At 51.0% G+C, this 22,692-nt stretch carries 11 protein-coding genes, 1 other RNA gene and 2 pseudogenes; 4 read left to right on the top strand and 10 right to left on the bottom strand.

All coding sequences use genetic code 11. The annotated features are described in order from the left end of the window. Positions 1-66 precede the first annotated feature (66 nt). Positions 67-480: a hypothetical protein gene (locus GA0061077_RS01250; protein ID WP_234696456.1), complete on the bottom strand. Its 414-nt coding sequence runs from the start codon at positions 478-480 to the stop codon at positions 67-69. A 700-nt stretch (positions 481-1,180) separates the two neighbouring features. Here GA0061077_RS01250 and GA0061077_RS01245 point away from each other — a divergent pair. Together GA0061077_RS01245 and GA0061077_RS01240 are read left to right on the top strand one after the other, a co-directional pair. Further along, complete coding sequence (locus GA0061077_RS01245; protein WP_091847573.1) at positions 1,181-2,278, top strand: polyprenyl synthetase family protein; 1,098 nt, start codon at positions 1,181-1,183, stop codon at positions 2,276-2,278. A gap of 146 nt (positions 2,279-2,424) precedes the next feature. Further along, complete coding sequence (locus GA0061077_RS01240; RefSeq protein ID WP_091847131.1) at positions 2,425-4,869, top strand: Stk1 family PASTA domain-containing Ser/Thr kinase; 2,445 nt, start codon at positions 2,425-2,427, stop codon at positions 4,867-4,869. A gap of 82 nt (positions 4,870-4,951) precedes the next feature. On the opposite strand, the gene GA0061077_RS01235 is transcribed toward GA0061077_RS01240, so the two are convergent. Next, complete coding sequence (locus GA0061077_RS01235) at positions 4,952-5,647, bottom strand: lysophospholipid acyltransferase family protein (RefSeq protein WP_091847572.1); 696 nt, start codon at positions 5,645-5,647, stop codon at positions 4,952-4,954. Between the two features lie 86 nt (positions 5,648-5,733). On the opposite strand from GA0061077_RS01235, the gene GA0061077_RS01230 reads away from it, so the two are divergent. Continuing rightward, positions 5,734-6,330 (top strand): hypothetical protein, encoded by a 597-nt coding sequence (locus GA0061077_RS01230; protein WP_091847130.1) that lies wholly within the window; start codon positions 5,734-5,736, stop codon positions 6,328-6,330. Positions 6,331-6,759: 429 nt separating this feature from the next. Here GA0061077_RS01230 and secA read toward each other — a convergent pair whose 3' ends face one another. The 3 genes and pseudogenes from secA to hpf form a co-directional block, all read right to left on the bottom strand. After that, positions 6,760-9,678: a preprotein translocase subunit SecA gene (gene secA, locus GA0061077_RS01220; protein WP_091847128.1), complete on the bottom strand. Its 2,919-nt coding sequence runs from the start codon at positions 9,676-9,678 to the stop codon at positions 6,760-6,762. A gap of 246 nt (positions 9,679-9,924) precedes the next feature. Next, positions 9,925-10,200, bottom strand: a pseudogene (locus GA0061077_RS07215) (sigma 54 modulation/S30EA ribosomal C-terminal domain-containing protein); the annotation flags it as partial. Between the two features lie 110 nt (positions 10,201-10,310). Beyond that, positions 10,311-10,620: pseudogene (gene hpf / locus GA0061077_RS07210) on the bottom strand (ribosome hibernation-promoting factor, HPF/YfiA family); the annotation flags it as partial. A 182-nt stretch (positions 10,621-10,802) separates the two neighbouring features. On the opposite strand from hpf, the gene rnpB reads away from it, so the two are divergent. Next, an RNA gene (rnpB, locus tag GA0061077_RS01210) (RNase P RNA component class A) lies at positions 10,803-11,187 on the top strand. Positions 11,188-11,599: 412 nt separating this feature from the next. Here rnpB and GA0061077_RS01205 read toward each other — a convergent pair. The 5 genes from GA0061077_RS01205 to GA0061077_RS01185 form a co-directional block, all read right to left on the bottom strand. Further along, complete coding sequence (locus GA0061077_RS01205; protein ID WP_091847126.1) at positions 11,600-13,900, bottom strand: RCC1 domain-containing protein; 2,301 nt, start codon at positions 13,898-13,900, stop codon at positions 11,600-11,602. Then, positions 13,897-14,589 carry a hypothetical protein gene (locus tag GA0061077_RS01200; RefSeq protein WP_091847125.1) on the bottom strand — a complete coding sequence of 231 codons (693 nt, stop codon included), beginning with the start codon at positions 14,587-14,589 and terminating at the stop codon, positions 13,897-13,899. Before GA0061077_RS01200 ends, GA0061077_RS01205 begins: the two co-directional genes overlap by 4 nt. Before the next feature lie 58 nt (positions 14,590-14,647). Continuing rightward, a complete protein-coding gene (locus GA0061077_RS01195) occupies positions 14,648-15,640 on the bottom strand; it encodes a class C sortase (RefSeq protein ID WP_234696493.1) in 993 nt (330 codons plus the stop codon). Positions 15,641-15,655: 15 nt separating this feature from the next. Next, complete coding sequence (locus GA0061077_RS01190) at positions 15,656-17,461, bottom strand: isopeptide-forming domain-containing fimbrial protein (RefSeq protein WP_091847124.1); 1,806 nt, start codon at positions 17,459-17,461, stop codon at positions 15,656-15,658. A 118-nt stretch (positions 17,462-17,579) separates the two neighbouring features. After that, the gene (locus tag GA0061077_RS01185) at positions 17,580-20,285 is read right to left on the bottom strand and encodes an isopeptide-forming domain-containing fimbrial protein (RefSeq protein WP_143249575.1); all 2,706 of its coding nucleotides are present in this window, start codon (positions 20,283-20,285) and stop codon (positions 17,580-17,582) included. Positions 20,286-22,692 lie beyond the last annotated feature (2,407 nt).

Genomic DNA, 22,692 nt, shown 5'->3' with positions numbered 1-22,692 from the left:
TATTCCCGATATCGGCAAATATCTAAGGAAATAAGTCAATCATTCCCGCAAACACCGGATTTTATGTCACTGCCTGAGCCATGCCGGCCCCAAGTCCTGAGCTATGGCGGAGCAGATGATCCTAGCCAATGTGCACCCTTGATCCAAGTCCAGGGCCCGTTCTGCATATCCCAAGGCCTTTTCGCTGCCCAACCACCAGGAAGCATAGGCCGCCACAGTCAATGGCTGAACTTCAAAACGCCCCGCAACCCGACCTGCCATGGCCTCAAGCATGTCGATTCCACAGACACAGCGTCCACGGTCGGGAAAACATCGCTCATCGTTAAACGACTGATTAAGCAATCGGTACATTCGAGCCACATTGGCCGGGTCTTGAGGATTCGATGCCATATCGAGCATGGCGGAAGTACCGATGGTCGTTTGACCGCCCACAACCAACGACACAATCAAGGCATCACGCACAGCCAACATATCAGCCATCGCCACGCATAAAAAGGCCACATGGTCTGCAGTCATACACGAGACGCATTCATCAAGATTACTGTTCCACTCCGCAAATGATGCTTCAATCCAATCACGATTCGCACGGTTAACACCCTGTTCCATCTTGTGTTGCTGCAGCTTTCGAGACAAGGCTTCCAGTTGCGTTTCTCCAAATCTATCGTGAGCCGTTTCGGCATCATCAATCATGCACAGGTTCAAATCAAGTCGAGTACACCGATCATCGACTGTATCTGGGCCATGAATGGCACTTTGCCAATACGGGGAAGACCGGTTGTGCGCACCGCTGCAGGTATGTCGTTGTCCATTGCCATCTCTCGTTCCATATTTGACATCCCGTGCGTTGTGTGACTGTGCGCCCAGCCCCGACACACTGGGTGCGGCACTGGTATCGACGACCGAAGGACGTACAGCATGAGCCTTTGTTTCCGTAATGTTCCTGATGTTCTTAGTTGGTCGCTTCGTCATAGCCACTTCCCTTTGTTTGATTTCATCGCAGCTCAAGATGCGCAATCGACATCCCGCATCCTGTTCGATTCACTATGGCACTTTTTTCAGTATCTCCGAGCGTTTTTCGGTCACTGTGGTCGAACGCTTCTAATCGTTGAAATTCAAGTCGTTCCATCTTTCCAGAACGAAGCCGGTTATCAAGTATGGCGATATCGATAATCTGGACAATATGCAGACAAATGTGGATACCCGTACCATTGACGCCCGTATCATGGAGCTGACCGAACAGTGGATGCACGACCGAGACGAAGACATGGTGACGCCGAGTTTGGAGCCGACTCTGGGAGTCATGTTCAACGAAGGACTAAACGCGAATCAGGGCGGCAAACGGTTACGCGCACTGCTGTCCTTGGCAGCGTTTGACGCTTACGGACAAGGCGGTCTCGATGACGATTCCCACATGCTCGATCTCGCCTGCGCCATAGAAATCTACCAGACCAGCGCACTCATCCACGACGACATTATCGATGACTCACTTTTGCGTCGGGGCAAGCCAACAGCCCATATAGTCCTGCAACAGGCGACCCGGTCCTCAAGCGACGGCAAGGGCCTGGCTCTGATGCTCGGCAATATGCTTGCCACCGCTTCCACGGACATTGCCGCGACGGCGCTGGCGAACCCGACCATGCAGCACCCGAAGGCCAACCTGCACACCTTCCTCGACATGCAGCGCGCCGTGGAAATCGGCCAGGGCCTTGATTTGGGGGCTGAAAGCATCAGTCTGAAAGAGCCGAGCGAACTGGTAGAGGCATCGTTGAACGTCTTTGCATGGAAAACAGCAAGCTACACCACCATTGCCCCGTTGGAATTGGGGTTATGCGCCTCAGGAATGGCACCAGACCGCGCTAAGCAAAACGCACGGGCGATTGGGGTGCCACTGGGCACTGCATTCCAGCTGGCCGACGATTTGCTTGATGTCGTGGGCACCACTGGAAGTACAGGCAAGCCCATCGGCGGCGATGTGCGCAAAGGCAAACGTACAGTACTCCTGGCAGATGCCCTGGTCGCGGCAAACAAAAAAGACGCCGACACACTCATACACATTTACGAGAGCCACTCACGCAGCGATGAGGATGTGCGCACCGCGCTAAATCTGCTCGTCACAACCGGTTCCGTCCAGACTTCACGCCAGCGTATCGCTCAACTTTGGGAACAAACGCAGGCGGCAATCAATGAGGCAGAGCTTGCCCCCAACAGCAAAGCAACGCTGAAGGATATCTGCGCACAATTCATCCCCCAAGCTTTCCTCCAAGTAGGTTCGTTCTGAAGATCCCTTATCGCTTATGCAACGGCACGTTCACCACTTCGGATCATGACACAGAACCGACAATTACCTGTATCTTTCGGTACCTCACAGCATGTAAGATATGAGACATTCGTAACCATTGCAGACCGAGGGACAGCGACCAAGTTATGAGCGGAGCCGAAAACGAGCCACGGACCCAATTGATAGACGGGCGTTACCGTATTCTCGGCGCCATTGCAGACGGCGGTATGGCCACAATCTACAAAGCAACCGACGAACGACTGGAACGCGTTGTAGCCGTCAAAGTGATGCACACACAGCTGGCCCAAGGGCCGCACCGCGACGAGTTCATTGCGCGTTTCCATCGAGAAGCCCGCAGCGCAGCAGCCATCAGTAACCCCCACATCGTGCAGGTATATGATTCCGGAACAACAAACGGACGTGACTATCTGGTAATGGAATATGTTCACGGCGTCAATCTGCGCCACGAAATGAATGAGCGCGGCACATTCACTGTTCATGAGACGGTACAAATCATGTCGCAAACACTGGATGGACTTTCCAGCGCCCATCGAGCAGGCGTGGTACATCGCGATATCAAACCTGAAAACATCCTTCAAAACGACCGCGGCCGCGTGCAGATAACCGATTTCGGACTGGCCAAAGCCATGAGCGAAGCGACGCTCTCAACAACCGGCATGCTGCTAGGGACGGCGGCATATCTGGCACCTGAGATGATTGAGAACAATCTCGCCACCCCGCAAGGTGACCTCTATTCTGTCGGCATCATGGCTTGGGAAATGCTTGCAGGGCACGTGCCGTTCACTTCCGACAACCCGGTGACCATGGTCTTCAAACATGTCCACGAAGATGTGCCCTCACTTGAGACGGTCTGTCCCGGGATCGACCACTCCATTTCAGCGTTCATTTCACATCTGACGGCGCGCACAGTCGAAGCACGACCGACCGATGCCACGGCCGCGTTGCAGGAGCTGAAAACAATCAGCGCACATATTGAAGTAGAGGGATGGCAATACCGTTACGCCAAACCGAACGCAGAAAACGAAGCGAATAAACAGCGAGCCACATCCCCACTCGTAGGAACGCTTGCGCCAACAGATTCATCAATTGCACCACCCCCTCCAAAGCATTCAGAAAACACGGCCACGGATGATGCTTCACCGGCAACCCCCGGGGTTCGAACCGACGGCACCTCGCCACTTTCCGATTCTCCAAGCACTGATAAGACGGACGCGATTGAAATGCTGACAACAACCTTCAATCCCTCCATCGGCAACGGCCATCCACAGCAAAAGCACGGAATCACAGATCCATCAACGATGTCGGCGAACTCGACATCTCCGGAAGGGCAGGTGCCGTATAAGAACGCGTCATCTACGACACCAAGGCCTACAACACAAGCGATGCCCCGCGTCTCATATATGGACCGGTCTTCTGCCACTGTCTCAGCTCAGCCGACCGAAAGAAGAACCATCGCCAATGACGGTTCAAATGCGAAAAATATCCCAACAACATTGATCAGCACCTTGGACGCATCTGCAACCGTGGCGAATAAACCCGGAACGCTCGCCGATGCGTCTACAAAGAAAACGAAGTCACAAAAGCGGTCGTCACTGCGCAAACCCGTTGTTGTCATGACAATCATTCTCGCTCTGCTGGCCATATTGAGCAGCTGCGGCGTGGCATGGTGGTATTTTATGGGCCCCGGCAGCTATTACACCGTGCCGACGCCGGAAGACCTCCACTGTGCACAGAACACTGAGTGCCCGATCAGTGATGTCAAATGGAAGCCGTACGAAAGTGCACTTAAAGCAGCCGGCATCCCCTACAAGACTTCCGAGCAATTCAGCGACAGCGTGGCCAAAGGTAAGATCATTTCAACCGATCCGCAACAGAGTGGTGCACATATAAGCAAGCGCACCGAAGCAACGCTCAAAGTGGTCATCTCCAAAGGTGTACGCCAGGCCACCATACCTTCGGATATCCTTGATTCGAACAGCGCAAACGGCAAGAAGCCCATGGAGGCGCTTTCTCAAGCCGGTTTTACCAACATCGTCCACAATGAAAGCAAGGACGAGTATTCTCTCGATTTACCTCAGGGATCCGTGAAATCCATCACGCCAGAACCGGGCACAACCGTTGCACACAATGAGAAGGTGACGCTGGTTCTTTCGAAGGGACCAATGCCCGTCAGTATGCCCAACGTAATCGGCCGTTCCAAGAATGATGCACAAGCGGCGTTTGCTGACGCCAAGCTCCAACCGACCTACAGCGAACAATTCAGTGATTCCGTCCCTGCAGACTCGATCATTTCCACCTCCATCAAGGCCGACACGCAGCTGCACTGGGGAGACAAGGTCGACGTGGTGGTGTCCAAGGGACCGAAGACTGTAACCGTACCGGACGTCCGAGGCAAAAACAGCAACGATGCACAACAAACACTGGAAGCTCTAGGTCTGAAAGTCAAGATTTCAGCACCTCTGGGAGACCTAACCCACACCGTGCGTCTGCAATCACCGGAGCCGGGCCAACAAGTGCGTGTCCGAGGCGACGACGGCAATCCCACGGTAATCACGCTCACAGTCGTCTAAAGCAAGATTTCGCTCCTTTTTGGCTATCGGTATCGGCCCCTGTATAAGTGGAGCCGTAGAGTACATATTGCCTCTCGTTACGTTATTTGGAAGCTGAATTCGCATGCGCCAGTTGTTCTTTGACTTTCTGCGCATATTCGTCGACGTATTCCTGCCCGCTGAGCTTTTCGATTTCGGCAGTCACCCTGTCGGTCAATTCACGCAAGTGTTCATGGGTGATGCCTTTGGGGTCCATCTTGCTCACTGTTATAGGTTTGCCATAGATGACCTTGGTATGCCCGACGCCGGGAATAACCTGGCCGGGCATCTGTACCTCTCTGCTGCCGATAATGGCAGTGGGAATGATGTCACAGCCGGACTCCAGAGCAAGTTTGGCCACGCCAGTATGACCACGATAAAGTCGCCCGTCAGGGCTGCGCGTACCCTCCACATGGATACCGAACAGATGACCACCTTGTATGATTTCCAGTGCATGGGCGAGCGCCCCCAAGGAATTCGATCCACCCGAACGATCTACAGGGAACACCCCGACCGAAGTGAACCACCACTTCATGAATCGCCCCTTGAGTCCCTTGCCCTCGAAGTATTCGGCTTTGCCCATGAAATGGACCATACGCGGACAAGTAAGCGGAATAAGCGCGTCATCGACAACGGCAAGGTGATTCGCCGCAATGATGGCGCCACCGGCTCGAGGAATGTTTTCCACACCAACACCTTGTGGATGCATACGCCAACGAGCGATCGGGCCCAATGCTCGGACAAAAAACCAATAAAGCACGAGCTCTTCCCTTCTGTCACCACGCATATCCCGAAGCCATGCGTTTTGTTCGATAATTGGCCGACCACAGGATTAGAGTGGTCGGTATGACTAACCTCAAGGATAGCAACAACGCTGACGACCGTAACCAAGGGTCCGAGCCCGAAGACAGATCCGTACACGAAAACACCGGTCAAAATAACATCGACAACGACCACGGTCGCAGTAAGACTGATTTGTGGAAGCAGTTTGAAGAAGCGCACGCTGACGACCTTGACGATATCAGTAATTCACGAAGTGCCAAGCAATTCGAAAAACAAGCAAAACGACGAGAAAAGAAAACGGCACTTTCCGTCACCGACATCACACCGGATTCCTTTGTAGACAACACCTCGATGCGACGTGGACCACGTGATTTTGAGAATTCCTGGCTCGACACCGAAGATGTGCTGGACCGATTCGATGATTTCATACCACCAAACCCATCTTTGGGACATCTCAATCCAGTAAAGTGCACATTCTGGGCATTATTCCTTATCGGTATCGCTGGACTGATTGCTGCATTGTACGTATCCCAATTGACCACCATCATGGGTGTGGTCTTCGGCTCATCCGCACTCATCGGAGGTGTTGGACTCCTTACCATGCACCGGACATACAGAGGACCCGGCGCTGATGGTTTCAATGACGGCGCACAGCTCTGACGCCGATTAGCGAAACATATCCACCAGAGAAGAATAACTTACGAGCGGTACCGATTGTGTACCGTGTATCCACATATGTCAAAAAGACCGGAAAACAGAGTTTTGCGCGGCGCCGACAAGCACCAGAAACTTCCCAAGTCAACGAATTAAACATTCGTTCCCTTCATCATCAACCAACGGGTACCACTTTCTAGGCACTCGAGCAAACATTCTGAATATCATCACTCACATCGTGACCAACGGATCTCCCTTTCAAATCATCCGCCGAACGAACCGGCACCGTCACCCACATCCCCCACTGACGCACCTCTTCAAAACAACCAACCAAACCTCGAATAAGGGCCAAATATAGATGATGGTGGCCGGCATGTGAATTGCCGGCCACCATCATCTATAACATGTTCTAAATCAGTGAACAGTTAGGAGCAATCACTCCTCATTTTGCCAGTGGCACATCTTGTACTTGCGACCGGAACCACAGGGACACGGATCATTCCTCTTGGTACCGGGGAACGTCCTGCCGTCAGCCCAAGGAGTCTTCAATTCCTCTGCCTTCGGGCGTTTGTTAGCCGGCACCTTGCCTTCGGCGTGACTCAACGGCTCCGGACCGACAATACCGCGCTCTGCCTCGGCATCACCCTCGGAACGTTCAGCATCTTCCTCAGCTTCATCCTCATCGACTGTGTCGGGATCGGATGGTGCGGAAGTGACCGTAGCTTCGGATTCCTTTTGCTCGCCATTATTCGTCGAGTCGACTTCGGCGGCCTTGGTCACTGCATCGATGGCCTCATCCTCGTCAGAGGAATTCTCTTCGTAATCAGCACTTTCGGCTTCTTCAGTCTTGGCAACCTGCTCGATGTCAACGTGGAAGAGCAGCTGAATGCTTTCTTCCTTGATGGCGTCGATCATCTTGTTGTACATCTGGAAGCCTTCGCGCTGATACTCGACAAGTGGGTCGCGTTGGCCCATACCACGAAGACCGATACCGTCCTTGAGATAATCCATCTCGTACAGATGTTCACGCCACTTCTTATCGAGCACCGCAAGAACAACGCGGCGTTCCAGCTGACGCAGACCATCTTCGCCGATCTTTTCCTCGTAAGCGTCATACTGTTCTTTGACATCGGCAACGATGTAGTCTTTGACAGCCTTAACAGCCTTTTCACCCTTAAGACCTTCAGCCTTTTTCTTGACTTCATCCTGGTCAGCCGAAATTGGATAGAGCGTCTTCAATGCCTCGAACAGACCATCCCAATCCCATTGCTTGGGTGAATCGCTGCCTTTGTTGGCACCCTTGATGTAGCTCTCAACGATTTCGCCGATGAAACGCTCGATATCTTCGTGAATATCAGCACCACGCAGTACAGCCTGCCTCTCGGCGTAAATGACCTTGCGCTGCTTGTTCATCACGTCATCATATTTCAGAACGTTCTTACGCATTTCGAAGTTGCGGGATTCCACGGACTTCTGTGCGGTGCGCACACCCTTGGAAACACTCTTGGACTCGATGGGCTCACCCTCGGGCAGCCCTTTGGCCATGACGCGTGCCACTAACTGAGTGTTGAACAAACGCATCAAGTCATCCTCGAGGCTCAGATAAAAACGAGACTCGCCCGGATCTCCCTGACGGCCAGAACGACCACGCAACTGGTTATCAATACGACGAGATTCGTGACGCTCAGTACCCAGCACGTACAAACCGCCGAGCTCGGTGACCTCATCGTGCTCATCCTTGGCCTGTTCCTTTATTTGGGCCAAAATACCCGGCCAACGCTTCTCGTACTCTTCTGGAGTATCGTCTGCGGAATATCCTTCGGCCTTAAGCTTCTGATCTGCAAGGAACTCGACATTGCCACCAAGCATGATATCCGTGCCTCGACCAGCCATGTTGGTTGCCACGGTAACAGCACCCTTACGTCCAGCGACGGCGACGACAGCCGCTTCCTTCGCGTGCTGCTTGGCGTTAAGGACCTGGTGAGGAATACCTGCGACATCAAGCAGCGAGGAAACGATCTCGGAGGATTCAACGGAAGCGGTACCCAGCAGAACCGGCTGGCCCTTCTTATTGCGCTTTGCGACGTCCTTGATGATGGCGGTGAGCTTTTCCTTCTTGGTGCGGTAGATCAAATCATCATTGTCCACGCGAACCATCGGTCTGTTGGTCGGAATCGGAAGAACACCAAGCTTGTAGGTGTTCATGAACTCGGCAGCCTCAGTCTCTGCGGTACCTGTCATACCCGAAAGCTTGTCATACATACGGAAATAGTTTTGAAGGGTAATGGTCGCGAAAGTTTGGTTCTCAGCCTTTACTTCCACACCTTCCTTGGCTTCAATCGCCTGGTGAAGGCCCTCATTGTAACGACGCCCAGAAAGCACACGTCCAGTGTGCTCATCGACGATGAGGACTTCCCCACCTGTGACAACGTAATCCTTGTCCCGAATGAAGAGCTCCTTAGCCTTGATCGCGTTGTTCAAATAACCGATCAGTGCGGTGTTGCTGGGCTCGTAAAGATTATCAATGCCGAGGAAGTCCTCCACCTTAGTGATACCCGGGTCGAGGATACCGACGACCTTCTTCTTCTCGTCAATCTCATAGTCCTCATCACGTGCAAGCTTCATGACGAGCTTGGCGAACTGACGGTACCAGCGGGTTACACCGCCCTCAGCCGGGCCGGAAATAATCAAAGGCGTACGGGCCTCATCGATTAGGATGGAATCGACCTCATCGACGATGGCGAAGTGATGTCCACGCTGAACCAGCTCACTCTTTTCCCACGCCATGTTGTCGCGCAGATAATCGAAACCGAATTCGTTGTTGGTACCGTAGGTGATGTCGGCATTGTACTGCTTGCGACGTTCGGTCGGCTTCTGATCGGTGATGATGCAGCCGACATCCATCTTCAGGAAACGGAAGATACGACCCATCAGCTCACTCTGATAGCTGGCCAGGTAGTCATTGACGGTGACCACATGAACGCCTTTGCCTTCCAAAGCATTCAGATAAGCCGGCAAGGTGGCGACCAACGTCTTACCTTCACCGGTCTTCATTTCGGCGATATTTCCCCAGTGCAGTGCCGCACCGCCCATGAGCTGCACGTCGAAGTGCCTCTGGCCGAGTGTACGCTTGGAAACCTCACGAACCGTGGCGAACGCTTCGGGCATCAGGTCGTCAAGCTTCTCTCCATTATCGAGGCGCTCTTTGAATTTGTCCGTCTGACCGGCGAGTTCCTCGTCATTCAACGCTGCGATTTCATCCTCGTGTGCGTTGGTCTCTTTGGCCACAGTCTCAAGCTTCTTGATCTGGTGGCCTTCGCCAATACGAAGTGCTTTGTCGACGATATCTACCAATTTCGCTCCCTAGTTCGTTTCACATAAACGAGCAAGACCAAGCCGGTTGCGACTTGGTTCAGACTGCTGTACATCTTACGCGACGGCGCAGATTTTTCCACTGCCGCAGCCTCGTGCGCGACGAGACGCATGGTAGTTCAAATACAAATCGACCCACCAGTTGTTGCTCCAGTGAGTCGATAAGTCAGCTCGTAGCATTCGTTCTGCCGCAAAAATCGCTCAGAACGCGCCCGCGACCTCGATTTTTTATTTGCTGCCGGTCTTTGCCTCGCCCCGACTTTTTTCGATGTTTTCCTGTGTATCAATCTCGAAAACCCCGTAACTCCAGCCATGTCGACGGTAAACGACAGAGGGGCGCCCCGTCTCGCTATTGACGAACAGGAAGAAGTCGTGGCCGATCAGCTCCATTTCGTATAGTGCTTTGTCAATACTCATAGGCTCGGCGACATGTAGTTTGCGACGAATGACAATCGGCGTGTCTCCGAGCTGGACCTCGATACTCTCACCGGGACCAAGGTCTGCCGAAAGCTGATGGTCCTGCCCCTGAGGTTCCTGAAGCTGCACCGGCTCGGGATCGACCGGCTCATCGATGCGCAGTGCTCCCATGTCGACAACCTTCTGTTCCTTGCGCGTGGGGCGATGATCCTTGCGGCGGTCACGAATACGACGCAGACGCAATGTCAGCTTGTCAAGAGCTATATCCAGTGCGCTGTATTCATCGGAGCTCGATGCCTCGGCACGCACGATGTTGGCACCGGCTTCGATGGTGATCTCCACACGTTTGGCGATATCGGCCTGACGCGGATTGCCTTCATTAGTTACGACGATTTGAGCTCGTTGAGTATCCGGTGCGATAGACGTGACACGATTCATCTTCGCATCTACAACATCACGGAACCTCTGATTGACTTGCATGTGACGCCCAGTGACAACAGTCTCCATGGTCGACCTCCTGTCAATATCGGCGGGCTGTAACCCACCTGATGTGTCGGCAACGACAACAGACTACGTTGCTATCTCCCAGTGTAGCCAGTCACCTTAAGAAAAGCTGAAGATAAAGGAAAATAAGCCGTTCGCAAGGTCTTGACATCATAGGTCGAGTATTTGCTATAGTTGGCTGTTCGTGAGACCTCTTGATGGCCGCGGCTGTAGTTGACTTTGGTCAGTACTGCTGAGGAACTTCCGGGCTCCATAGAGCACGATGGCGGATAACGTCCGCCCAGGGCGACCTGAGAGCAAGCGCAACAGAAAGCAAACCGCCCGATCAATCGGGTAAGGGTGAAACGGCGGTGCAAGAGACCACCGGGCCGCTGGTAACAGTCGGCCGCAAGGCAAGCCTCATCGGGAGCAAGGCCAAGCAGAAGGCACGCCATGGCGTTCGACATGGCAAGGGTTGCTCGCCCGGCCTTCGGGTAGGCCGCTAGAGCCTGGCGGCAACGCCAGGTCGAGATGGATGGCCATCCGCGTGGAAACACGTGACAAAACCCGGGGTATACGAGGTCTCACCCCTCCCCGACAGAAACCGACAAACGCAGAAGCAGAGTTCCCGATCGCACAATCTTCATTCTTGACATTTGTGATGCGCAACAGATTTCACTTATGCGAACGTACCATCGACGTCAATGCAGGTCCGGCAAGGTATCACCAACGATTGTGCCTCATCACTGAACAGGGTTACGCCATAAGCGAATCAACATGACTTACCGAGCCTCCACAGAGGCATTTTTCAACTCACTTGATGCGATCACCCTACTATCTAATATGTTATTAACGACCAATTCCCGAACTGATGGTTTACGAGATTCAGATGACAACCAAAGTATCTGCGTCAGTAATATTGAAGAAATTGCAGATACACATACTGGGTGGGCAACCTCATCTCCAAGTTGCCCACCCAGTATGCCGTTTCGACATGCAGCGTCTACGAAACTATGTTGTTAACAGTCTCATCGGAATCAATTTCCATTCCGCTAGCGGCATCACTGATTTTCGCTACGCCGCCCACAGCCCCCGAGGAACCAGACACGGTAACCTTGTATGTAATTACCAAGGTAGACTGCGGCAAAAGTTGCATTGTAGCATCTGTGGAGCTATAGCCTGTATTTGTGAGATTGAACTTGGAGGTGGCATCCCATTTTGAATCAACATCAGCATCTACAGCATGGCTTTGGAACATAGTGTACTTCGCGCTAAATGAGCCAGGTACCAAGCTGGCACCGCTTCCCCATACATCTTCCATTCGAACGGCCGGGTTCTGATAGCCGGTGCGATCGTTAATGAACTTTACGGTGTACTCCATTACTTGTCCATTTTTCACTGGCGTGCCTTGAAACGGATAAGCATTTTTCACCACAGTCTGATAACGGCCAACATTCTGTATGCCTGGCACAAAGGTGGCAGGCCATACATCGTTGCCACCCTGAACTCGGTTACCACCAACGTCTACCTTTGGTGACACACAACCCGGCAGCCCTTCGGCACAAACAGTGGTCTGGTAACCACGCCCACCAAGTGCCACACCAGCGCCGTTCTCTCCCCATGCATAAATACTGCCATCTTCAAGGTTGAAATTACCTGCGTCCTTGTTTCCGCCGACTTTCGTCGCTTTTCGATGCTGGGGGTCGCGCGTAGGATCCCACACAATACCCGGATACCACGTGCCGGGACCATAATTAACCGGTCGTGCAGGAGCGCTCGGGGACAATTCCTTCGAAAAAGCTCCGCCCCAATATGAATCACCCCAAGCATATACGTAGCCATCACCAGTGACAAAGGAACCTCCATGCATCACTCCATTAACGTCCACGACATTGTCAGCAGTGATGGTGTCACCTGCATTGGTCGTTGCGTTAAAGACTTGTGGTATAGGTCTCCATTGCCTTACGATGTCTCCTGTTGCTTCAGGCATACCACTTCTCATGTCGCCAGAGCCCCAAATCCACAATTTTTTGTGACCATCAAGCAACGCACCATATTGATAGCCCTCGGCGAATTTGGTGAACCCATTTTCCTTAACAACTTTAGAAATGGAAGGCACATAAACAGGTGAATAGCAATAAGCTTCATCCCAACCCGCTGGTCCGGAAGCCAGATAGCACGGTTTGCTGTTGTCAAAGTTGGATGAATTGGCCGCTATCTCTTCGGTGGTCAAGCCCGAGTTACCAGTGAACACTCGACCCCAATACCAAACATTGTCATCAGTGTCGATGGCATGGAACCCTTCGTAAGAATTCGAAAGGTATTTGATTTTAACCCCTGCCGGGAATGGAACCTTTGTCGGAACCAAGGTGGCACCACCGTTGTCGTTATACGGAGCTCCGCTAGTATCGTTAAGAGAATTCCATTGACGACTGTTTGGTGCAGTACCCATTCCCACACCGTTTTGCTTACCGACACCTCGCGCACCGAAGTTGTTGTAACCTACCGTCCAAACAGTGCCATCCTCTTTGAGCCAACCGAAACCATACTCATTGGAAGAGACACTAACAACTTTACTTGTGTTGAAACCATCTGCATAGTACCTAGGACCACTCGTAGGAGGTTTGATTGAATCGGGACCGTCAATAGGCTTCCAAGTATCAGGAGTCTCATTGGGGTTAGCCTGGTTGACTTTATCCGGCAAAGCTTCAGGCGGAAGAGTGCCATCCTTGTAGATGCCATAGACACCGCCACCGGCCTGTGTATTAAAACCACCAGAAGCCTTCAAGGAAGCACTGGAAGGATAAGTAAAGCCATATTGGGAGTTATCGCCCCAACCGTAAAGATTTCCTTTGCTGTCAACGGCCATAATGGCATAAGCCGAGCCGGCCACGCTGACGATACCATTCAAGCCTTTAATGATCGCCGGCTGGTTGTTTATTAGATTCCCTGCGCAATTACCAGTAGGCTTTGCACCTCCGTTCGCACTATTGTCGGTATAGGAAGCACCGTATTTCGCAGTTGGAGAATTTGCGCCGCCCTGCCCGGCGTTCCAGATCGAACAATAGTTGTAATATCCCCAAATCCAGATATTGCCACCTTTATCAAGAGCAATCTGTGAATCGAGCGCATAGGTCCCCTGGACACCAGCACCACCTGTGAACGACAATGATGGAGAGGTGATATCAACTTTTTTCTGATTCACGTATGCTGCATTAGCTACACCCACAGAAGAAAACGTCAAAGCCGTAATGATGACAACAGCGAAAAATGCCGCTGAGTTCTTCTTCCACAACTTTTTCATCGTGTTTCTCCCTTCACCAGCAGGGTCAACCCTGTGCTCGTCCCGTTGTACACATACAAATCATCTTTAGCGATCGATGTATCGATATACTCTCTGACAACAAACGTCCGAGTGTCTCCCTTTTTCATATTGACCGGCAGCTTTGCTTCAAGATATCCCGGCTTTGCCGGGTTGTTAGCATTTTTATTGGGCAAATCTAACGCTCCATCGGTTCCTAATTTGTCAGACCATAATTGATTAGTTCCATTAGAGACCGAAAACCTCATTTGCGTAAAGAGGTCAGGATAATATTTGACATCGGAAAGAGAGCCGGTGCCATTAACGGAAGTCGGCGTACTTCTACCTTTGATTTTTCTGTTAGGGTCTGAGTCGACAAACTTGATAGAGATTTTTCCAACCTGATTCTTGTTGGAAGTTACAATAATGTTCCATTGTTGCTGCTGCGTCGAAAACGGATCTGCCAAATGAACCTTCACCGGATCGTTGGGACCGCCAGAACCGGTTGGTGCGGAGGAAGGGTTGGGTCCAGTTCCAGCCTCTACCTTAATGCTGAAATCATTATCGCCAGCACCACTGTTTCCGTCAGCCCACACAAATCGCGAGGAAATGAGTATAGCAAGCATTGCCAAAATAATGGTCACAACCAATGCTGTCTTGGTGTAATTAAGTCTTATGCGTTTTCTATTCATCTGGCTACCTTCCCATGAATCACAATTAAGCCGCAGATATACGTAAAGGCTCCTGGAATCATATTTTCTTAAACTCCTGTGCGTGACGCGCGATAAGCGCCTTTTTGTTGTCCAACACAAAGAACGTGGCCAGTAGAGACACGCCTGCGAAGCACGATACGATGAAAACGACAACTTTAAAGTCTTTTTTGGCTTCGTTCGGATACGGAACAGGAATTGGCATTTCGGCGCGGGTCGCGGACACAAGCAGTCTATGGCTGTTGATCCCATAAGGTGTACAAGTCATCAATGTCACCCTGTCAACACCTCGCTCAATCCGAAGGCTGCTGGTATCGTCCGGTTCAATGATCCGAATTCTGTCTACACGATAAGCGATGGTACGATTCATGGATTTTATGTAAAAAGAATCGCCGATTTTCATCTCATCGAGTCTGGTAAACATCAGCGAATCGACCATTCCGCGATGCCCAGTAATCACTGCATGCGTCGACTCGCCCCCCACAGGAAGCGAGGAACCGTATAAATGCCCCGACCCCGAAGCAAGAGCGGCCTGAGAAGTTCCATGATAGATCGGAAGATTCACCGAGATTTTCGGTATCAATATCGATCCCATAATCCCGTCTCCCTGATCAAGTAAATGCTGATATCTTGCATCAGCTTCGGATTCCGTCTGAGTAACGGAACCCTTCTCTTTGAAAGGATCGACCGCTTCACCCATCACAGGCTGATCCGAAGCAGCCAGCGCCTTGTTGTACAACTCTGCGTTTTTCAATGCCACTTCGGCTTGTGGATAAGGCCAATTTGACACAGCATGTGATGAAGCTTCAGTCAGTCGGCTCTGTTCTAAACCGGAAATATATTGACGCACAAAAGGATAGGTAACAGTAACAAGCCCCAATATCAATATGATGATTGACGTCGTTTTCATCCAGGCATCGCTTTTCATTTTGCGATGCCTGGATGCAGGTTTAGAAGAACATCCTCTTCGGTTGTCACTTAAAGCAACCACCGTTGAAAAATCATCATTCATCAAAGGACGCTCTTCCATCATCAACCGAATTAATCATCAAAGAACTACGCTGTTCCCAGCGACAACACTCCGAGCATTCTTACGAGCACGGAAGTAAAGCAAGCTGCCACTGGCAATCAGAAGCACTCCGACGCTAACCAAGAAGCCGATACCGTATGCACCAGTCAACGGCAGCTGAGCAAGTGAGGAGATATTTTGCACCTTGAAGACGCCCCTCACGGAATCCGCGATACTAGCCAAACCGGCGGCATTGCCGCCATCGATTGAATATGTAAGCGTGTCCAACTTCTTAGTAGTCGGATCATACGTCGCAGCAATCTTGGCATTGAAGTCCGAACCGGCAATAAGCTTGTACTTGGACGTTACGTTACCGTCAACGTCTTTTACAGGAGCTTTCGTCTCAGTGACCGTGTAAGTGCCATCAGACAAGCCGTTAATAGTAATGACACCGTTGGATGGAGTAACAACAGTCGTCTTCGCAGACGCAGGAAGAGGAGTCGTTTTTTCACCAGGCAACAACGGACGATATGAACCGTTGCCCAAATCAAGAAGAGTCATGACGTTGCCAGCATGATCCTTCACGTTAAACTCAGCGGTTTCCAACGGCTTGTCTGAAGTCTTATCAACTTTCTTGATCTGCATCTTGTAGGTGTAAACGTTCGTCGTCCCCGGTTCCGACTCACCAGTCTTACCACCGCTCTGATCATTGGGATCGTTGGTGAAAGTAACCTTTGCATCGTTGTGCACAGGAGCAGCTGTTGCAGACGGGACATCTCCGCCATCATAAATCACATCAATCGCTTCTTCATTCATAATCGCTTTGTAAGTGATAACGATGGATTTACCAGCCAAGCTGTAGTCGGCGGCATGAATCTTTGCCTGCATATATGCACTCAAATCAAAAGTGAATGTGTGAGGACCTTTAGCTTCAGTCGCCGGTGCCGTAAGCCCGTCACTGATGGTGTAATCGGTACCAAGTACCAGCGGTGTGCCGCCATCTATTGAAACCTTGGCATCCAACAAGTTCTTGTCGTATGTCAAACCTTTGGAAAGGGTATCGCTAACCTTGAGAACGTATGTAGATTCCTCGTAATTTGTGTAAGTTGGAACCGTCGTCTCAATCTTGAAGTCCACCAAATCGCCAACGTTGTAGCTGTTCTTGCTGGTGCTCTTCTTTGGTTTGCCAGGGAAAGTGGCCTTCACATCAACAGTGTCAGCGACACCACCAGGCTGCTGCGCATCCGTCAGACCGCCGACTTTGGTGCTTACCAAGATCGGAAGTGTGTTCTGTCCCTTGGAATCCGCGGTCCCTGCATCTTCGATCAAGTAGATACCATCATCCAGACCAGTGAACTGAGCAGCCGGTACGTTGACACCAGATGGACCACTAACCGTTGTAGCAGTCGACGTAAGACTACTGGCAGTAATTAACCCTTGAAAACCAGCATCCTGGGAAAGCTTCGTCAAGAAGTTGCGCAACTGACCAGCATATCCCTCAGGCGTGCGGGAATCATTTCCCCAGTGATCAGCAACATAAGACATCGGATCTTCATTGGTTGCAGATCCACCGAGCGTGCTATTCAAAGCAGTTTTCGTATATGATTCGACCTGAGACACGGTTGCAACCGTTACTGAAGCCGGTGTTGAAGTTGTATCGACAGCTGTGTAGTCCGCGAGTTTGATCGCTTTGTATGTGCGGCCGCTTGTCGCCGCGCCCTTGACTGTGATCGAAACAACAGGACGGGCGGCACTAGCGACCTGAGCACCACCAACAACCAAGCCGAGCGCGGCGGCTACCGTCGCTAACGAAGCTATGAGCTTCTTTCTATTTACATTCCTCATATTGCCCCTATTTCCTTTCGAAAGTTAGATTTACGACCATGGGCATGCCATAAACCTTTTTTCTGAGCGGGAATTCAAAATAACGAACCACCGCTCCCCCTCAAACAACCAAGGGAAGTCATGCAATTTGTCGGTTATGCTTCATTACAATCGCTCCAATTACAAGCATTAAACCGACAACCATCAGCAATGTCATGATGATCAAAGGACCGCCAGACATTGGAAGCTGGTGAATTGGCACGGTGATCTTCACAGACTTTTCGGGATTATCCCGACTCTGCGCCGAAGTAGCACCGTTGATAAGATTCTCATTGCTTTTGGCGTCACTCTTCACCTGAACGTCATAGGCAATAGTGACAACCTCTCCAGGTTTCATACCGGAAGTATCGCTCCAATGCAAAATCGGACTGGTGAAAGTAGGCTGAGCGACGTCATGTGAGCTATCCGACGACACCGCTCGAAGATTAACCGGATCCGAAGTGTTCTGAAGTACATCGGATAAATCATCGGCTAAACTGGCATTGTACAATGTCGCACTTGTTTCATTCTTGTATGTAATTTGATAATGAACACTTTTACCGCGCGCTATGTGAGAAATTTCAGATCCTTGTGCGTTGTAGGCAGTTTTGGTGAGGCTAGAGCCGGCAATCGGGTCAATGACTTGCTCGGCATCAGGACCACGATCATTTGCCAAACCGTTTTTCATACTGTCGTTGCCGGACGCATCGACACTCTTGTGCGTATGAACGGGGACACGAATCCTAATCTTTGCGCCTGATGAAAGCACACCAACCCACGTGATTTTATGGGATGCCGAATCGTAGCTGATTCTCCCTGAGGCAGGTGGATCAATAACAATCTTAGAACTGTCGAAATCAGCATCATCTACGACATCAGACATATCATCCACAATCGTGGTTTCCGGCGAAGCCGTATCTTCGACGTTTTCGATGGTAATCAAATAGGAATAGTCTTGGTCACGCCCCACAACAGCTCCATTCGCCAAGGAAGTGCCATCCTTGTTGAGAAGAACTTTTGTCACGTCTATTTTCCCGAGTCCATGTTCGGTCGCAGGATTGTCATCAGAACGATCCGCGCTGAAACCATTTTTAATAATCGAATCGTAATACGTTGAAGCTTCGTCTTTTTTAACTTTTATGCTGTAGCCGATAGAGACCGAACCCTTGCCCGGAACGCTGCCAGACCACTTGAGCTTCTTAGCTGCCTCATCCAACATGGGCAAACCTGCCGCGTTCGGAGATACGCTCAAGTCATCAATTTGGGAACCATCGGCGTAGTTCAAAACCCCCGACAGATCATCAACTGCATTAGTGGCAACCGGACTAGTCTTCGGATTGGGATTAGAAATTTTCAAACGATACGAAATCTTCTGCCCCGGGAAGACCCGCTGACCGCTGGCCGGATCAGAAGCCTTCTCCAGCTCCAGCGGCAGCTGATCTTCCAACTGATAGACAAAGTTCTGACCCGTGACCAGCAATCGCTGATGCGTAACTTGTTTTATTTCGCCGTCAACATTTATTTCAGAAGTAAAGGAATACGGGACGATACTGCCCCCAAGCAACCCCAATGAACCAAATCGCGGTTCGCTAGCCCCGTAAGGACTCAAAGTTTTCCGATATTCCGCGCCCTGCGAGGTCAGCGCGTAGCCGGCAACCTGCCCGGTTGAACCATCTCCTGACTGATAAGACACATACAACACATCATTGCCTGCAGGTGCCTTACCGACAGCGATTTCACCACCAATGTAAGTGCCACCCTCCACATTGATATTCGCAGTTTCCGTTCCAGCGTTTATATCAAAAGCCATTACACGTCCAGTCTGATTGCTCCAAACCGGACCGGAATCACAGGACGGATCACCTGCATACACTGTCGTGCCATCAGAACTGATGGCAATTGAACGCCCCAAACCCGCAACACTGACATCATCCGCATTGGGATACGACCCCTTTGTCGTATCAACAGTCAGATTCCGTTCAAACACAACCGATGTTCCAGCTCCGGAAAACACCTGAAGCAAACCTGTGATGCAGTTCTTTCCACCAACTGCAGTCACGTAACCCGGAGCGCCAATCACGTAATGGTCTTTTGCGATCGCAAGCGACTGACCTACCAAAGCACCCGCTTGAATCGATGGGTCATTTTGAGGAGCTAGAATCGGTGTCGGAATTGAAGATGGCAGCGACAAATCCAATCTGAAGGCCATACCCGCGTCTTCATTGCCGTCGACAGTGGAATTAGGAGCCCCGATAAGGAGTTCATTCCCTTTAAGAACAATGGACTCGGCAAAATTGTCGATCTCATAGCGACTACCATCAGACGGCTTCTCGATCGTCCTCAACAAAAGACCGGAATAATTGTAGACAAAAACCTGTTGGGACCACTTTGCCGAGACGACAACATAATCTTTACCGACACATACGCCATAACCAAACCCGGAAGCACCCGATCCGGAAGGAGGTTTCAACAGGACGGTACCAGATGGAACCCCTCCGTCATAGTCAAGGTTACCGCTCCACTTCGCGGTGTCTGCGAAACCTTTTGCATAAGAGCCGGCAAAGGTTTCCACTGCAACGGTACCGTCCTCGACTTCACCGGGGTCACCCTGATCGACAACATAGGCAAGATGATTCCCATAGGCTGCTGCGCCATACCCCTGACGGTCATTTGCTGCGTCACCAAAACGCGCAGTCTGCCCCAGATCCGGAAAGTCTTTCGCTCGAACTGAAGCAAGGGAAGGCATCTGGCCCGACGATGAACTCTTGCTAAGAGTTACCCCCCCCCCCCCGCGACTCTGCGTCACGCACTATCGAATAGGGCAACATCGGGGTGCAGGCAGCTGCAATCGCAAGGATTGCCACGACGGCATTACGGAACGCTACATGCGTGGTCCCACGCTTCAAAAAGTTCATTCCCGCTTTAGGCATGTATCTTAATCCCGTACCGTTTAAAAAGCTGCTCAGCATTTCCATCGATTCATAATAGTATCAGAATTATCGCATTGTAACAAGCGATCATATGCTGAACCTTCTTCAAGGTTCGCTTTTTCAAAAGAAACATCCCTCAAAACGAGCGTTGACATTTTCACAGAAAGGCGATCAACCATGACGAAATTACTGCCGATCGATACTATTCGCGTCCGCCAGCAACATTATCGCTGCAACATCAAGGCGGGAAAGCCTTTCTTAACCTTTATGCAATTTGAGACCTGACGCCCGATACAAACAGCTTATTACATTTCACAACAACCGCACGACCGTTTTTCTGTTCTTGCAGGCGTCAACAGTCGGCCGCAAGGCAAGCCTCATCGGGAGCAAGGCCAAGCAGAAGGCACGTCATGGCGTTTGCCATGGCAAGGGTTGCTCGCCCGGCCTTCGGGTAGGCTGCTAGAGCCTGACGGCAACGTCAGGTCGAGATGGATGGCCATCCGCGTGGAAACACGTGACAAAACCCGGGGTATACGAGGTCTCACCCCTCCACCGACAGAAGCCTGACAAACACAGAAGCAGGATTTTCGAACGAGCAATCTTCATTCTTGGCATTGAACGCCCCAAAGCCTCAACGCTGACATCATCAACATTGGGATACGACCCCTTTGTCGCATCAACAGTCAGATTGCACTCAAAGGCGACCAATGTTCCAGACATCGAGAACACCTGAAGCAAACCAACGATGCAGTCCTTTCCACCAACTGCAGTCATGTAGCCTGAAGCACCAATCACGTAGTGTTTTTTCGCAATGGCAAGCGACTGACCCACCAAAGCGCCCGCTTGAACAGATGGGGCATTTTGAGAATTAGAGCTGGCGTCGGAATTGAAGACGGCAACGACAAATCCAATCTGAAGGCCATACCTGCGTCTTTATTGCCGTCGACAGTGAAATTAGAAGCTCCGAGGAGTTCATCACCTTAAAGAACAATGAACTTGGCAAAATTGTCAGCCTCATAGCGAATATCGTCAGACGGCTTCTCGATTATTCTCAGCAAAACGCCAAAATAATTGTAGACAAAAACCTGTTGGGACCGCTTTGCTGAGACAACAACATAATCGTTAACGGCACATACTCCATAACCAAACACGAAAGCACCCAATTCAGAAGAAGGTTTAAACAAGGCGGTACCGGATGGAGCACTTCCGTCATAGTCAAGGTTACCGCTCTACTCAGCAGTGTCTGCGAGACCTTTTTACATAAGAGCCGGCGAAAGTCTCCACTGCAACAGTGCCGTCATCAACTTCACCGGGGTCGCGCTGATCAGCAACATAGACAAAAGATTCTCATAGGCGGCTCCCCTATATCCCTGACGGTCATCGCTGCGTCACCGAAACGTGCAGTTTGCCCCAAATCCGGAAAGTCTTTCGCTCGAAATGAGGCAATGGAGGACATTGCCCCGACGGTGAATTCTCGCTAAGAAAACTACCCCCTCCCGCGATCCACTCCACGAACCATCGCATAGGGCAAGATCGGAGCACAAACAGCTGCGACCAAAAGATCTTCACTACGGCGTTACGGAATGCTACATGCGTGGTTCTGCGCTTCGAACGTTCATTCCCACTTTAGACATACGCCCTAATCCCATACCGTTCAAAAAACCGATCAGCATTTCCATCGATTCACTACAATAGCAGAATTATCAAATTGTAATGCAATGAACTATCTTCACAGTTTGCTTCCCCAAAAGAAAACCCCTCAAAGCAGGTGTTGACACTTTCATCGGAGAGCGGCTAGCCACAAAGAAACGTACTAGCGATCGACAATATTCATATCTGCCATCAGCATCGTTACTGCAATATCAAGGCAGAAAGTCTTTCTTGACGTTTACGCGATTTGCCACTAAACGCCGATACAGACAGTTTATTCCGTTTCATAACAGTTGCGTAATCGTTCCCTTATCCTTGCAGGCATCAATACCCCATTTAAATCACAATAAGTTCCATCCACAAAAGTCAGAATATAAGGGTTTTCGAAGCATCCAAGACCAGCCCAATGTTGATTCCACGATCATGTCTCCATCACGTACACTATTGGACCTCTGATAACAGTCGGCCGCAAGACAAGCCTCATCGGGAGCAAGGCCAAGCAGAAGACACGCCATGGCGTTCGCAAGGCAAGGGGGTGATCGCCCGGCCTCGGGTAGGATGCTAGAGCCCGGCTGCAACTTCAGGTCGAGATGGATGGCCATCCGCATGAAAACACGCGACAAAACCCGGGGT

Origin of the sequence: Bifidobacterium commune (assembly GCF_900094885.1) — a bacterium.
GTDB classification, from domain to species: Bacteria; Actinomycetota; Actinomycetes; order Actinomycetales; family Bifidobacteriaceae; genus Bifidobacterium; species Bifidobacterium commune.
This window is presented reverse-complemented; position numbering and strand designations above follow the sequence as displayed.

Excerpts from the sequence above, each read along its gene's own strand:
- GA0061077_RS01250 (WP_234696456.1), bottom strand. The coding sequence starts at position 480 with ATGGCTGATATGTTGGCTGTGCGTGATGCCTTGATTGTGTCGTTGGTT.
- GA0061077_RS01245 (WP_091847573.1), top strand. The coding sequence starts at position 1,181 with ATGCAGACAAATGTGGATACCCGTACCATTGACGCCCGTATCATGGAG.
- GA0061077_RS01240 (WP_091847131.1), top strand. The coding sequence starts at position 2,425 with ATGAGCGGAGCCGAAAACGAGCCACGGACCCAATTGATAGACGGGCGT.
- GA0061077_RS01230 (WP_091847130.1), top strand. The coding sequence starts at position 5,734 with ATGACTAACCTCAAGGATAGCAACAACGCTGACGACCGTAACCAAGGG.
- GA0061077_RS01205 (WP_091847126.1), bottom strand. The coding sequence starts at position 13,900 with ATGAAAAAGTTGTGGAAGAAGAACTCAGCGGCATTTTTCGCTGTTGTC.
- GA0061077_RS01200 (WP_091847125.1), bottom strand. The coding sequence starts at position 14,589 with ATGAATAGAAAACGCATAAGACTTAATTACACCAAGACAGCATTGGTT.
- GA0061077_RS01195 (WP_234696493.1), bottom strand. The coding sequence starts at position 15,640 with ATGATGGAAGAGCGTCCTTTGATGAATGATGATTTTTCAACGGTGGTT.
- GA0061077_RS01190 (WP_091847124.1), bottom strand. The coding sequence starts at position 17,461 with ATGAGGAATGTAAATAGAAAGAAGCTCATAGCTTCGTTAGCGACGGTA.